This is a genomic window from Paraburkholderia sp. SIMBA_027, assembly GCF_046535315.1.
GTDB lineage: Bacteria > Pseudomonadota > Gammaproteobacteria > Burkholderiales > Burkholderiaceae > Paraburkholderia > Paraburkholderia tropica.
The window spans coordinates 240,348-254,753 of the sequence record NZ_JAWRWY010000008.1; the positions used below are offsets into that span (position 1 = coordinate 240,348).

General features: G+C 66.9%; 9 protein-coding genes. 7 read left to right on the plus strand and 2 right to left on the minus strand.

The features are described from left to right. Window positions 1–41: 41 nt before the first annotated feature. Complete coding sequence (locus tag SB764_RS17395; RefSeq protein WP_410864171.1) at window positions 42–1,034, minus strand: ferritin-like domain-containing protein; 993 nt, start codon at window positions 1,032–1,034, stop codon at window positions 42–44. 605 nt (window positions 1,035–1,639) lie between these two features. On the opposite strand from SB764_RS17395, the gene wecB reads away from it, so the two are divergent. The 5 genes from wecB (at window position 1,640) to SB764_RS17420 (ending at window position 10,959) form a co-directional block, all read left to right on the plus strand. Then, window positions 1,640–2,833: a non-hydrolyzing UDP-N-acetylglucosamine 2-epimerase gene (gene wecB, locus SB764_RS17400; protein WP_082992006.1), complete on the plus strand. Its 1,194-nt coding sequence runs from the start codon at window positions 1,640–1,642 to the stop codon at window positions 2,831–2,833. A gap of 81 nt (window positions 2,834–2,914) precedes the next feature. Beyond that, window positions 2,915–5,284 carry a cellulose biosynthesis cyclic di-GMP-binding regulatory protein BcsB gene (locus tag SB764_RS17405; protein ID WP_410864173.1) on the plus strand — a complete coding sequence of 790 codons (2,370 nt, stop codon included), beginning with the start codon at window positions 2,915–2,917 and terminating at the stop codon, window positions 5,282–5,284. 62 nt (window positions 5,285–5,346) lie between these two features. Then, entirely contained in the window at window positions 5,347–7,467 is a 2,121-nt protein-coding gene (locus SB764_RS17410) for a glycosyl transferase family protein (protein WP_221224409.1), read from the plus strand. A 5-nt stretch (window positions 7,468–7,472) separates the two neighbouring features. Continuing rightward, window positions 7,473–10,007: an NfrA family protein gene (locus SB764_RS17415; RefSeq protein WP_410864175.1), complete on the plus strand. Its 2,535-nt coding sequence runs from the start codon at window positions 7,473–7,475 to the stop codon at window positions 10,005–10,007. A 13-nt stretch (window positions 10,008–10,020) separates the two neighbouring features. After that, the gene (locus tag SB764_RS17420; RefSeq protein ID WP_410864177.1) at window positions 10,021–10,959 is read left to right on the plus strand and encodes a hypothetical protein; all 939 of its coding nucleotides are present in this window, start codon (window positions 10,021–10,023) and stop codon (window positions 10,957–10,959) included. Between the two features lie 97 nt (window positions 10,960–11,056). On the opposite strand, the gene SB764_RS17425 is transcribed toward SB764_RS17420, so the two are convergent. Further along, window positions 11,057–11,674, minus strand: a complete 618-nt coding sequence (locus tag SB764_RS17425) for a LysE/ArgO family amino acid transporter (RefSeq protein WP_074986366.1) — start codon at window positions 11,672–11,674, stop codon at window positions 11,057–11,059. A gap of 157 nt (window positions 11,675–11,831) precedes the next feature. On the opposite strand from SB764_RS17425, the gene SB764_RS17430 reads away from it, so the two are divergent. Both SB764_RS17430 and SB764_RS17435 read left to right on the plus strand, forming a co-directional pair. Continuing rightward, window positions 11,832–12,737 carry a LysR family transcriptional regulator ArgP gene (locus SB764_RS17430; RefSeq protein ID WP_065061164.1) on the plus strand — a complete coding sequence of 302 codons (906 nt, stop codon included), beginning with the start codon at window positions 11,832–11,834 and terminating at the stop codon, window positions 12,735–12,737. A 1,034-nt stretch (window positions 12,738–13,771) separates the two neighbouring features. Next, a complete protein-coding gene (locus SB764_RS17435) occupies window positions 13,772–14,080 on the plus strand; it encodes a DUF3331 domain-containing protein (protein WP_161495575.1) in 309 nt (102 codons plus the stop codon). Window positions 14,081–14,406: the final 326 nt, after the last annotated feature.

Genomic DNA, 14,406 nt, shown 5'->3' on the forward strand with positions numbered 1-14,406 from the left:
CGCCGGAATTCCCGGCGTTTTTTATTGTTCAGCTTGAAAGGTTACCGCCGTTCCTCGCGCACAAAACGCAACGCGAAACGCACGAGTTTCGGCATGGTTTCAGGCCGCTGCAAACGCATGTCGTAACCCGAGAAACGCCGCGTGTTTTCCGCGAGACACAGGCGCATCAGATCCGGCACGCCGATATCGACGTCGCTGACCGACTGCGCGCCGTTCATCGTGAAGTTGTTGTCTTGCCGATGCTCGTTGCCGTCGGCGTCCATCGCGCGCGCGAGCCCCACGCGCTCCCAGCACAGAAACACCCACACGGCGGCGATGCGCAGCTCGAAGCGGATTCGTCGCCACCACGACAGCCGCGCGCGATGCCACGCCAACCAGTTCGCGAACAGCAGAATATGGCGGCACTCTTCCTGCATGACCGGTTCGAAGGTGTCGATCAGTTCGGGCGGAAAGAGGCCCGAGCGTTTGGCGACTTCGAAGAGGCCGAAGGCGAAGAAGCTGTCCACGCATTCGCTGTAGCCGGTGACGAGATAGGCCCATTCGGCGTCTTTCGGCAATACGTAGGGCGGCTCGCTCGCGAGCGCGATGCCGTAGGCCGCGACGAGTCGCGAGAGCACGTCTTTGTGTCGGCTTTCTTCCCATGCGTTGAGCGCGAGCGCCGCGCGCATGTCCGGGTCGTCGAGCGTGGCGGCATAGGCGGCCATGCGCAGGCGCGCCTTGCCCTCGGTCTGCACGGCGATGTCCCAGATCGGCAGTTCGACAATGCGCTTGAGCGCGGCCGGTTCGAGCACGGGCCATTCGAGCACGGCGGGCCGGTACGGATTGAAGGTCTCGCGGAACATGCGGCAGGTCTCGCGACGATGCAGATCCGTGCCGGGCGTGAGCGGGCCGCTTGCATCGCTGGTCCAGTGGCGCGTGGTGTAGTCCGCCGCTTCGAGCGTGCGGCGGTCCGCATGATGCAGCGGCAAGTGCGGCGCGCTGAAGCCCGGGATGAGCCGCGCGGTGTCGAAGCTGTCGATGGCCTGATCGCTCATCAGAAAACCTCTCCAGGTTGAGCACAACGCCGAAACGCCTGTAATAAAAAACGAATGAACTCACCGTGGCGGCCTGAATGGATGATTCACGCCGATTAAAGATGGCTTGAGATCGATTGCCGGTTTTTTCGATCGCTGTCTTCAATCGTTTCCGCTAATTGTGGCACCGTTCGGCATATGTCGCGCGCGAGATCGATCGATCCAGATCAGTTGAATCGGCTTGAATTCAGGCAGAAAATCGCCTAGCTCAAGGGCTTTGGAGCTTGACCCTGTTTTTCACGTCAACGCGTGCCGAGCGCGTGAGGATCGTTGCATTTGCTTGAACGATAACCGGCGTGGTTTCGATAAAAAGCATAATGAAGACGAATGTCGACATTCATCTCGTGCCAGAAAAATAAACCGAAATATCGCGGGGAATTAAATAGCGCAGATACAGCGCGTCATCGCGCTATTCGATATAGCCTGTGGCGGATGTTTGATTCGCTGCAACACGGCGAATCTTTTTCATCATCAGAAGGCAGTCGAAACAGGGGGCGTCGCAAGCGCGGTCGTCATGAAGGCGGCAGCACGCGGCGCCGGAGCCAGCCTTAACCGGAAGCTTGCCCGTGCGCATCCTGTCGATATTCGGAACGCGGCCCGAAGCCATCAAGATGGCGCCGCTCGTGAAGCGTCTTGAAGCGGAGCCCGGCGTGCAGTCGGTCGTCTGCGTGACCGGGCAGCATCAGAGCATGTTGCAGCAGGTGCTCGACCTGTTCGGCATCGTGCCCGCGCACAACCTCGCCGCCATGACCACCAACCAGACGCTGAACGGACTCGCCGCACGACTGTTTACCGGTCTCGACGATGTGCTCGCCGCCGAGCAACCCGAGCGCGTGCTCGTACACGGCGACACCACCACCAGCATGGCGGGCGCGCTCGCGGCGTTTCATCGGCGCATTCCGGTCGGCCACGTGGAAGCGGGCCTGCGCACCGGCAATCTCTTCGAGCCGTGGCCCGAGGAAATGAACCGGCGCGTGGTGGACGTGGTCAGCGATCTGCTGTTCGCGCCCACCGCAAGCTCGCAGGCGAATCTCGATGCGGAGGCGCTCACGGGCCGCGTGGTCGTCACGGGCAACACGGTGATCGACGCCCTGCGTTTAATGTGCGAGCGCCTCGACAGCGACACCGCGATGCGCGAACGCATCGATGCGCAGTTTCCGTTTCTCGAACCCGAGGGCGAGGGCAGGCCGCTGCTGCTCGTCACGGGGCATCGGCGCGAAAGTTTCGGCGCGGGCTTCGAGCACATTTGCGCGGCGCTCGCGGCGCTGGCGCAGACCGGCAAGATGCAGATCGTCTATCCCGTGCACCTGAATCCGAACGTGCGCGGCCCCGTGCTCGCCACGCTCGGCAACGCGCCCAATGTGACGCTCACCGATCCGCTCGACTATCCCGAGTTCGTGCGGCTCATGCAGCGCGCGGCGATCGTGCTGACCGATTCGGGCGGCGTGCAGGAAGAAGCGCCCGCGCTCGGCAAGCCGGTGCTCGTGATGCGCGACGTGACCGAGCGGCCCGAGGCGCTCGCGGCGGGCACGGTGAAGCTCATCGGCACCGACCGCGTGGCGATCGAGCGCGCCGTGCTCGAACTCGTCGACGACGAAGAGGAGCGTCGTGCGTTCGCGCGCCGCGTGAATCCCTATGGCGACGGTCATGCGTCGGAGCGCATCGTCGCGGCGCTGGTGGGCAAGCCGTTCACGCCTTTCGCGAGCCGCGCGTTGCCGGGTTATCTGCATCCGGTGCTCGCCGCGCGGGCGGATGCCTAGCGCATGCCTCGCGCACATCCGAAGCGCGCCGATCGCATCGTGCGGGGTTCGCGCCGCGCCGACCAACATGAGGTCCATGACGTGATATCGAATTCGACTTCGCATCCGGTGGGGACGACGAGCGCGCGCGGCCCGAAGCGCGTGCCGGTCTGGCTGAACGGCGCACTGCTGCACGCGCTGGGCGCGATGAGCGTCGCGTGGTGCGCGCCGGCGCTGGCCGCGCCCGGCGATCTCGCCGCGGCGTTCGCGCAACTCGGGGCGGGGCGCGTCGAATCGCGCACGGTGTCGCTCGCGGATCTCGGCGTGCGTGAACCCGTCGTGCTGCGCGCGCCCGACGCGGCGCAGGAACTCTATCTGCCGGTGCCCGCGAATCTGCCGATCGAGAACGCCACGCTGCAACTCGACGCGAACTATCTGCGCGGCAACGGTGGCCGCACGACCTTCGTGCTGTCGCTCGACGGCTCGCCGGTGCAGGCACGCACGCCGGGCGACGCGCAGGGCGATGGCTCGCTGAGCATCGGCGTCGACGGCGCGCCGCGCGCGTCGGGCTTCGTGCGCGTGGGGCTGCAATGGTCGTCGGTGCTCAACGACACGTTCTGCACGGACCAGACCGCGATCGCCAATCTCTGGCGCGTCGCGCCGACGACGCGTCTCACCTATCAGTTCGACACCTCCGCGATCGAGGACGTCCACACCGCCTGGAGCGCGCTGCCGGCGAAACCCGTGGTGGCGATCGGCGCGGGCAAGCTCGATCCCGCCGCGTACGACGCCGCGTGGCGGCTCGAAGCGCTGCTGGTGCGCGGCGGCGCGACGCCCGTTACGCAGATCGTGCCGGCGGTCGGCGACACCGTGCATCTGGGCAGCGTGCAGGTGCCTGCCGCGTTGCAGGCCGTGCCCGCGTTCGCGGCGCTCGCGGCGGGCGGCGATCACAAGCTCGCGAATCCCGCCGAACTCGGCGCGCTGATCGCGCTGGCGCCCGCCGGCGTGTTCGCGCCGAACGTCGTGATCGCCGATGCGGCTTTGCGCGCACGCACGGGCGAAGCGTTCGACGCGTTGCGCGCGCAGGTGCAGAGCGTGTCCGCCGATGCGGCGGGCGCGTTCGACGCCTGGCGCAAGCGCGCGGGCGGCGCGCTGCTCTCGGGCGGATCGGCGACGCCGCCCAAAGGCGAACTCGCGCTCGCGCATCTCGGTGGCCTGCCCGCCGTGGTGGTCGGCGACGACCTCGGCGTGAGCGCGCTGTCGCGCGTATGGAGCGGCATGGGCGTGTCGAACCGGCTCGTCGTGCACGAACTCGCGCCGTCGCCGAATCTGAGCGCGGGCGGGGCGAGCGACCGTCTGGCGCTCTCGCTGATCGGCGGCGCGCCCGCGACCTTGAGCGTGCTGACGAGCGCCGCGTGGGAAGCGCATTTCGATCTCGCCGCCGTGAGCGGCAACGGCAAGATTCCGCGCCGCGTGGTGCTCGATCTCGCCGCCGCGCCCGCCGCCGATCGCAACGGGCAGACCGCGTCGATCTTCTTCAACGGCGTGCTGATCGGCTCGCATCTGCTCGATACCGATGGCCGCGCGCAACGCGTGAGCGCCGATATTCCGGTCTACGCGCTCGGCACCACCAACACGCTGCGCGTGCTGTTCCAGCGTCAACCGGCGGGCGGCTGCCGGCCGCGCGAGCAGGGCTATCCGGCGGCGGTGCTCCCGAGCAGTTATCTGGTGCTGGGCAAGGGGCCGCTCGGCGACGATTTCACGGGCATGGTCGCGCGGTTCTCGCAGTCGTCGAACATCGTCGTGCCGCAGGCGTATCTGGCCGATCCGCTCGCGAGCCTGCCGCGCCTCGCGCGTCTTGCGAACGCAACCGGCGTCTCGCCGGCGCGCGCGACCTTGCAGGTGGTGGCGGACGGTCAGGCCGCGCAGCCTGCGGGACCGTTCCTCGCCGCCGACGTCGCGCTCGATCAGGATGCGAACCACGCGAGCTTCGCCGACGGCCGCATCACGCTCAAGGGACGCGGCGGTTCGACGCTCGTCGATCTCGCGGGACTGGACCGCGTGGGCGTGATCGAGGTGACGCGCGCGGGCAGCACGCCGGGCGTGCTCTACCGGAGCGTGGGCGCGCCGCCGGTGCTGCCCGCGAGCCTGCAACTGCTGCAGGGCGACGTGGCGATCGTCGACGGCTCGGGCGTGATCAAGCAGTTCGACACGCAATACGCAGGCGGCGTGCCGCCGACCGACGATCAGCGCGCGTGGCTCGCGCGTCACTGGGCGGGCTGGGGCGTGCCGACCATCGCGGTGGTGTTGCTGGTGTTGCTGCTGGTCGGCGCGGCCTGGGCGCGCAGCCGCGCCCGCAAGCGCACGGCGGCGGCAGCGGCGCAGGCCGAGAGTGCGAGCGCGCATACGGGCAGCGGTCCCGACGACGGCGGGCCGGGCGCATCCGGCGGCGGTGCGAATCCGCAGGGCTGAGCGTGAACTGGGCCTCGACCGACTGGTGGCTGAACTACGTCGCCGGCCGCTATTACCAGGGCATGGAGTACCTGGCGGCGGCCGTGGCGGTCATCATCCTGCTTTCGAGCCTGGATGATCTGTTTATCGACGCGTGGTACTGGCTGCGCCGCACGATCCGTCATTTCACGGTCGAGCGGCGCTTTCAGCCGCTGCGCGCCGAGCAGCTTTACGACCGCGAACAGCAGTGGCTCGCGATCATGGTGCCCGCGTGGCGCGAGGAGGACGTGATCGCGGCGATGGTCGAGAACGCCGTGAAGGTGCTCGATTACCGCAACTATGTGATCTTCGTCGGCACCTATCAGAACGATGCGGCGACGATCGGCGAAGTCGAGCGCATGCGGCGGCGCTACAAGCAGTTGCATCGCGTGGAGGTGCCGCACGACGGACCGACCTGCAAGGCCGATTGCCTGAACTGGATCGTGCAGGCGATCTTTCGCATGGAAGGCGAGGCGGGCATCGAGTTCGCGGGCGTGATCCTGCACGACAGCGAGGACGTGCTGCATCCGCTCGAACTGCGCTTCTTCAACTATCTGCTGCCGCGCAAGGACATGATCCAGTTGCCGGTCGCCTCGCTCGAACGCGAGTGGTACGAGCTGGTCGCGGGCACCTATATGGACGAGTTCGCCGAGTGGCACGCGAAGGATCTCGTGGTGCGCGAGAGTCTCGCGGGCGCGGTGCCGTCGGCGGGCGTGGGCACCTGTTTCTCGCGGCGCGCGCTCGCGGGACTCGCGGCGCAAACCAACAATCAGCCCTTCAATACCGAAACGCTCACCGAGGATTACGACGTGGGCGAACGGCTCGGGCGCATGGGCATGCAGTCGATTTTCGCGCGCTTTCCCGTGCAGTTCGCCACGCGCCGCAAGTCGTGGTTCGGTCTCGGGCCGATGCGCGAATTCACGCTCACCATGCCGCTGTGCGTGCGCGAGTATTTCCCCGATACGTTCCGCACTGCGTATCGTCAGCGCGCGCGCTGGACGCTCGGCATCGGCCTGCAAGGGTGGGAGCAGACCGGCTGGGTCGGCTCGTTCGCGAACCGCTATCTGCTCGCGCGCGATCGCAAAGGCATTCTCACGGCGTTCGTCGGCATCGTCGCCTATGCGCTGCTGGTGCAGTTCCTGTTGTTCACTTACGCGGATCTGCTCGGCTTGCGGCCCGATCTGATCGCCTCGCCGTTTTCGAATTCGCGGTTTCTCACCCTCGTGCTGTGGGCCAACGGCATCGCGCTGCTGCTGCGCGTGGTGCAGCGCGTGTATTTCGTCTCGCGGCTGTATGGCTGGGAGCATGGGCTGCTGTCGGTGCCGCGCATGGTGATCGGAAATTTCGTGAACTTCATGGCGGTCTCGCGCGCGTGGAAGATGTATCTGAACTATCTGGCGACCGGCAAGCGCCTCGTGTGGGACAAGACCATGCACGACTTTCCTTCGTCGGACGGGTTCAAGGACCGGCGTCAGCGCCTCGGCGAACTGCTGGTGTCGTGGCAGGCCATCGCGCCCGAGGAACTCGACAAGGCGCTCGCGCAGGAGCACGCGCAGGAAGCGCCGCTGGGCCGCGTGCTGATGGCGCATGGCTGGCTCGACGAGGAAACGCTCGCGGAAGCGATTGCGTTTCAGGCCGACCTGCCGCGCGCGCGGCTCGACCGCGCGAAGCTCATGCGTCACGCGCAGGATGTGCCGATCGAACTGGCGGTGCGCTATCGCGTGCTGCCGCAAGGCGACGATGGCGCGGGCCATTGCGTGCTGCTGTGCGCGAGTCCGCTGACGAGCGAGGCGCTGGCCACGCTGCGCGCGAAGACGGCGATGCCGGTCGTGCAGCGCATCGTGCGCGAAGGCGAGATCGCCGATGGTTTGCGGCTGTTGCGCGGCGTGCCCGTGACGCCCGAGGGCGACGGCGACGCGGCGCAAGGCGCTTCGCCGCCGAAGGCGAAGACGCCGCTCGCGGTGCCGCTGCTCGGCGATCTGCTGATCGAGCGGGGCGCCGTGCGGCGCGCGCAATTCGAGGACGCGCTGCAGCGCTATCGTCCGGCGGAGCATGGGCGGATCGGCGACTACATGGTGGAGCAGGGCGTGATTTCGCGCGACGCGCTGGCGCAGGCCATCGCCGAGCAGGAACGCCTTCGCGCCGAGGCGCAGGCTGCGTCATGAAGCGCATGCCGAACGCTTTTCCGACTCAGCCGACTCAGCCGGCTTTGCGCGCGATTGCGCTGGCCGCGCTGTGCCTGAGTCTCGGCGCGAACGTGCCGGTGCGGGCGCAAGCCGCGCCGGCGGCGGCTCACGCGCTGCCGCTCTCGGGCGCGGCCTATCGCGTCGCGCAGCAAGGCTACGACGCATTCGCGCGCCACGATTACGCCGCCGCGCAGCGCTACGCGCGCGAGGCGATACGGCAGCGGCCCGATGTGGCGTCGCTGCGTCTGCTGCTCGCCAATGCCGAGGCCGCGCAGGGCAATCTGCGCGCGGGCAGCCGCACGCTTTCGGAGGCGATTGCGCAACTGGGTCCCGAGCCGTCGCTGGTCGCGCGGCGCAAAGCGTTCGATACGCAGATCGCGGCGGCCACGGCGCGTCCGTCGGCGTCGCGCGCCACGCAGGCGTCGCGCGCGGGGCGGCCTGCGCAGGCTGCTCAGCCGGGTCACGGTTCGCCCGACAATCTCACGGGCCGCGCCTTCGTGCTCGCGCAGGATGCCTATCGCGCTTACGATGCGAAGGATTACGCGCGCGCGTTGCGCGAGGCGAACGCCGCGATCGCGTTGCGGCCCGACGTGCTGCGTCTGCGTTTGCTCGCCATCGACGCGGCCATGGCGCAAGGTCAGGACGCGGCGGCGTGGCAACTGGCGCAGGACGCCGCACCGCGCTTCGGCAACAACGCCGAGTTGCGCGCGCGGCGTTCGCAGATCGGCGCGCGTCTCGCACCGAAGTTTGCGGCGGCCGCGCAGGACGCGCAGCAACGGGGCGATCTCGCCGATGCCGCGACCCAGGCGCGCGCCGCCATCGCCTATGCGCCGGACCGGATCGGCTACCGGTTGAAATTGTTCGGCATCCTGATCGATGAAGGCGATATGCCCGCACTCGACGCAGCAGCCAGCGACGCCTTGAGCGCCAACATCACGCCGACGATGATGCTCCACGTCATGCGCGGTTACGCGCGCGCGGCGCAGGGACAAGCGGCGCAGGCCGATGCCGATTTCACGCAGGCGCTGCAAGCCGACGATGGCAGCGCGCGCGAGCGGCGCGTGGCGCGCGTGATCGTCGCGGATGTGTGGACCGCGCAAGGCGAGCCGCAGCGCGCGCTCGACCTGCTGAAGCCGCTCGGCACGCAAGGCGACGACACCGACGCGTGGATCGCGGCGCGGCGCTACACAGCGCGCGAGGCGTTGGCGCGATCGACGCCCGAAAGCGCGCAGCAGGTGGCGAGCGAGGCGCGTCCGGTGCTCGATTGTGCGGTCGATGCGAGCGGCGCGGCGTGCGATGTCTATGCCGCCGATGCGGGCTTCGCGGCACGGCGCGCGTCGATTCTGGCGGCGCAGCGCGGCGACAAGGAGGCGGCGGTGCACTACGCGCGCGCGGCGGTCGACGCCGCGCCGCGCAATCCGCAACATCGCGTCGAACTGATCGACGCGCTGGTCGCGGCGGGCGATCCGGACGGCGCACGGCGCGAAGCGCGCGCCGCGCTCGACGCCGGTCTGCTCGACGCGATGCCGCCTTTGTCCGCCGCATATCTCGCGCAGCGCGCGGGCGCGGACCGGCGCGCGTTCGAGTATTTCGTGCAAGCCGACGAAGCAGGCCAACTGCCGCCGCAAGCCGCGGGCGACGCGGGCTACAGCGCCTATCGCGCGTGGTTCGACTCGGCGGCCGCGCGCTATCTGGAACGCGCCATCGACTACGGCACCGCGCCGCCGGACGGCGTCGCGCCCGCCACGCTGCTGCAATTGCAGGACCTGCGCAACGTGCACGCCGACGTCACGCGCGACTGGGGTTTCATCGCCTCGATCAACTATCGCGGCGCGGGTTTGCAGCCCGGCGTGACGACCGGCTCGGTGCCCGGCGCGTACAACAACTGGCAGATGGGCGTCGAAGGCTACTGGCGTCCGTTCGGCTCGCTCGGCGACCGCAACTTCGAAGTCTATGCGCGCGCTTACCAGGACTTCGGCGCGAAGGGCGGCGCACCGAGCGGCGTCTCGACGGCGCTCGGCGCAATCGGCATGCGCGCGAAGCCGTTCGAATCGATCAACGCGGTGATCGCCTTCGAGCGCCTGATTCCGATTGGCTCGCATGCGCCCTCGGACTGGCTCGTGCGGCTCGCGTATTCGGGCGGCTTCGGCACCGAGCGACGCCTCGACGTGCCGTCCTGGTGGACCGTGCAGGATTACGCCGAAGTGGGCCATTACGTGAGCAACGGCTGGAACTACGCGACCGGTTATCTCGAAGCGGGGCGCACGTGGCGGCTCGATCGCATCAGCCCGAAACTGACCGTATTCCCGTATGGCGTGATCGGCATGGACTACGATTCGAGCATCAATCACAGCGTGCCGGTGGGCATGGGCGTGGGCGTGTCGACGCGCTACTGGTTCCGCGATACCTTCTACGATTCGCCGCGCTCGTATGTTGACGTGTCCGTGCAATACCGCTGGCGGCTCACGGGCGACGACCGCGCGGGCGGCGTGTTCTTCGGCGCCGTGCTGTCTTACTGAGGGAGAGGCCGATATGGCGAGGTGCATCGCACAGCCCCGCGCGTATTCAGGTGCGGTAGCGCGCACGCACGTGGCGTGTCTTGCGTGTCTCACGCAGCGCTGCACGCGCGCCGCCGTGGCGGCGCTGTGCGTGCTCGCGGCGGCGGGCTGCACGCTGCAGGTGCCTGCGCACGCCGACGCGCTCGCGCAAGGCGTGGTCTGGCAGCCCGACAACGATCATCTCGATCTGCGCGGCAACTGGGACAAGCTCGGCGTCAACGAACTGCTGGTGCAGTGGATCGCCGTCGACGACGTCGCGTACATGGCGGGCGCGGGGTTGCCCGCGCCGCGTGTGCCCGACTGGGTGCGCATCTCGAACGAGCCGTGGGCGCGCGGCGTGATCGTCGGCCTCGCGGGTTTCGCGGACGAAAGGAAAGCGCGCGCGAACATGGAAGAACTCGTCGAGCGATCGCTGCGGCTCGCGATGGTGCGCCCGCCCGTGCATATCACCGGCTGGTATTTTCCCGTGGAAGCCGATCCCACCTGGGCCGACGCCGCGCGCATGGGTCCGCTGCTCGAACGCTTGCCGAAGCCGCTCTGGATCAGCGTGTACGACACCAGCAATATCGGCGGCGAGGCGTTCGCGAAGTGGCTCGACGGCTGGTTGCCGCGCGACGTGGGCGTGCTGCTGCAGGACGGCTGCGGCGTCTATGCGCGTGGTCCGGCGGCGGCGCGCGAATATGCCGATGCGCTCGCGGCGCATCTGGGCAAGAAGCGCGTGCGCGTCATCGCGGAGGCGTTCAGGCCGAAGCAGGGTGGGGGATTTCGCGCGGCCACCGCGGCCGAGCTGGCGCCGCAACTGGAGGCGTATCGCGGCTATCGCGTGTATGTGTTCGACGGGCCGCATTATCTGTCGCCGGAACTCGTCGACGGATTGCTCGCGATACGGCATGGCGAGGGTAAAGCGCGGTAAATGCCGCGTTTGTCGCCGGGCAGCGTTCAACACGAACGCTTCAGGCAGCGCTCAACGCAGCACCGCACGCATCGAGCAACGCGCGATCGACGCGCGATCAACGCAACTGGGCGAACGCGATCAGCAGCACCATCGAGCCGATCGCGCCATCGAGCACGCGCCACGCACTCGCGCGGCGGAATAACGGCGCCATCGCCCGCGCGCCATAACCGAGTCCGACGAACCACACCGCGCTCACGCACATCGCGCCGATCGCGAAAGCGAGCCGCGCGCCTTGCGGCTCGCGCGCGCCCGCTGTGCCGATCAGCAAAAACGTGTCGAGGTAAACATGCGGATTGAGCCACGTGAAGGCGAGCGTCATCAGCATGATGGGCAGCGCGCGCTGCTCGGGCGCGTTGGCCTGCGTCGCGGCGTCGAGTACGGCATGCGTGGGCTTGACCGCGCGACGCAGCGCGCCGATGCCGAACCAGACGAGCCACGCGAGCCCCGCATAGAGCACGAGATGCACAAAGGTCGGATAGCGTTCGACGAGCGCGGACGCGCCGCCCACGCCTGCGCCGATCAGGATGAAATCGGACAGCGCGCACAGCACCACGATCTTGCCGACGTGCGAGCGCAGGATGCCCTGGCGCAGCACGAACGCGTTTTGCGCGCCAATGGTGACGATGAGCGAAGCGCACAGCGCCGCGCCGTGAGAAAAAGCGAGCCAGTTCATGATGGTCGGAAACGAAGCGGCCGGGACGATCGGTGCGGAGCGATGAATCGCGCGTTCCGGGCGTCGCGGCGTGGACAGAAGCGGAGAATGGCGTTAGTCTGCGACCGGAATCGTCTTAAGCAAAGCTGTTTTTGTTAATCCCGATTAAGGAACGCTAATGCTCGACTACGCGCTGCTCGATGCGCTCGCCGCCGTGGTGCGGCATGGTTCGTTCGACCGCGCCGCCGGCGCGCTGAACGTCACGCCTTCGGCGGTCTCGCAGCGCGTGAAGCTGCTGGAAGAACGCGTGGGGGCAGTGCTGGTGAAGCGCGGTCAGCCCTGCGTGGCGACGGCCGCGGGCGCGCTGCTGTGCCGCCACACCGAGCGCGTGCAGTTGCTCGAAGCGGAACTGGGCGGCGGCATGCCCACGGTCGTGGGCGCGATCGACGCGGCGCGGCCCACCTTGCGCGTGGCCGTCAACGACGACAGCGTGGGCACGTGGTTCATCGACGCCGTCGCGGGCTTCTGCGTGGAGCGCGGCATTCTGCTCGATCTCGTGATCGACGATCAGGATCACACGGCGCAGCGTATGCGCGACGGCAGCGTGCAGGGCGCAGTCACCACCCAGGCCGAGCCGGTACAGGGTTGCCGCTCGACGCGTCTCGGGCGCATGCGCTATCTCGCGGTGTGCTCGCCGGCATTCTTCGCGCGCTATTTCGCCGACGGCGTGGGCCGCGAGTCGCTGCGCCGCGCGCCGTGCGTCGAATTCAATCCCAAAGACCAGTTGCAAAAGCGCTTCGTGCGCCGCATTACGCGCGCGCAGGTGGACGCGCCGCTGCACTGGATTCCGCACGTCGCGGGTTTTCTGCGCTGCTGCGTGAGCGGGCTCGGCTGGGGCATGTGCCCCGAACGCATGATCGCGCCGCATCTCGAACGCGGCGAACTCGTTGAGCTCACACCAGGGCGCGGGCTCGACGTCGAACTCTACTGGCAGAGCTGGCGTCTCTCGATTGGCTGGCTCGACGATTTCGGCGCGATGTTGCGCCGCCAGTCGGCGAGCTGGCTCGATCAGGGTCGCGGTTAAGTTCGTTTCCGATTCCCTTTTTCGATTCCCCTTTCCCGACCGCCCGAACCCGCGCCGCCCGCATGTCGCGAGCGCGGCGGCGGAGGTCGTTCGCACAATCCGCCTTTCATCCGCTATTAGCCGCCATTTGAATTGTTGTTATCCGTGCGGGGAATCGCTGTGTCTATTGGATGACGGACGGCGCGCGCAATTGGTGCAATCGCCGTGGAATCGCGGCGCAATCCCGTTGCAATGCCGCTGCAATGGCCGTGCATTTCCGCATGACAAAACGGCTAAAGCCAAATTGATATTTGATTAATAATGCCTGAAATAGAGGCGTGTCTCGCAATTCAGATCTGTAAGGTTTGGGGCGTGGCGTGCGACAAATTCCTGCGCCTCACGGGCGACTTCTGCTTGCGTAATCCCACTGCGCATAAGGCTTAAGACATCCATGCGTTTCATTGATCGAACAACGATCTCAAGCATCTGCGCACATGCGGCGTCTGCTAGTGCGGATCCAATGCGCTGCCCGCTCAGGGCCGCCGGATAAGGCGTTGCGGCAGGTGCGCGAAGAAACCGTTGAATGTCTTAATAGTCTTGCTAATTGGCGGGACCGTTCCACTTTGCGCGCATGGTGCGGTTACTTTTTCCTGTTGGCAATGTTAAAAATCAACAAATCCACGAAAAAAGTTCCGAATGTAAAGAAACCACCATTGCCCGCAGATAGTCTGACTTGAAAATTCGACGTCTCGAATTTCATAATTGAGAACTATCGTGTGAAAATTCAGTTTTTCCTGTGGAGAGCGGAAATCGCACGCTATAATCCGGACGTGGCAGAGTGCTTATTCGACCGGCATATTTGAATCGTTTCCACGTGCACGAGGTGCATTATGACGAAATTAGATACCGGCAGCGCATGGCAACAAACCATTGATCTTCTGACGGCCGCTTCGGAACCCGTAAGTCCGGACGTCGAGCCAATGGGCTTCAGAAACTGCAAACCGGTACCCATCACACGCAGCGCATCGGAAGCGGCCAATCGGCGTCGCGCCACGGTGCGGTCGTGGGATGCGCAGGGCATCACCTTGATCCGGCGTCATGATCCGGACAGCATCACCGTATGCTGGAGCGACGCAACGTATGGGCGTTACTCCGACCAGTTGTGGCGGGTTTGCACCGCGCGGCGCAGTGCGGTGTGCGCGTTGACCGGCGAGAAGATTCGTCGCGGCGACGCGGTGTTCCGTCCGAGCCCGAATCGCCGTCATCGTCCGGCCAATGCCGACGCGATGATCCTCGCGAGCAAGCTCGATGCGTTCCCGAACGGCGTCGTGGCCGCGCGTCTCGACGAGGCGCTCGCCGCGTGAGCGGTGGCCGGGCCGCGGCTCGGGGCGGGGCAGGCGGCGTCGCGCGGTCGATTCCCGGCTGATAGGTGGGCGATGAGCGGCCGATAAGTTGTCGATAAGCGGCAATCGGCGCTCATGGCCGCCGTTGAGTCGCACCCGCATCATGCGTGCTACATGGTTTTCCTCAAGAGACAGGCCGGTTCGTCCGGCCTGTCTCGTCTCGTTTGTGCCTTTCGTTCATCCCTTCTGCGCTCGCGTCGGGAATCCGCGAGACGCTAACGCATCGATATCGACGTAAAAGCAGTGCGCATGTGACAAGCCCCCGCCGCATCGCTGCGACGGGGGCT

Bases quoted from the DNA above. Each gene is read 5' to 3' on its own strand.
- SB764_RS17410 (WP_221224409.1), top strand. From the start codon at position 5,347: ATGGAGTACCTGGCGGCGGCCGTGGCGGTCATCATCCTGCTTTCGAGC.
- SB764_RS17430 (WP_065061164.1), top strand. From the start codon at position 11,832: ATGCTCGACTACGCGCTGCTCGATGCGCTCGCCGCCGTGGTGCGGCAT.
- SB764_RS17395 (WP_410864171.1), bottom strand. From the start codon at position 1,034: ATGAGCGATCAGGCCATCGACAGCTTCGACACCGCGCGGCTCATCCCG.
- SB764_RS17415 (WP_410864175.1), top strand. From the start codon at position 7,473: ATGCCGAACGCTTTTCCGACTCAGCCGACTCAGCCGGCTTTGCGCGCG.
- SB764_RS17425 (WP_074986366.1), bottom strand. From the start codon at position 11,674: ATGAACTGGCTCGCTTTTTCTCACGGCGCGGCGCTGTGCGCTTCGCTC.
- SB764_RS17420 (WP_410864177.1), top strand. From the start codon at position 10,021: ATGGCGAGGTGCATCGCACAGCCCCGCGCGTATTCAGGTGCGGTAGCG.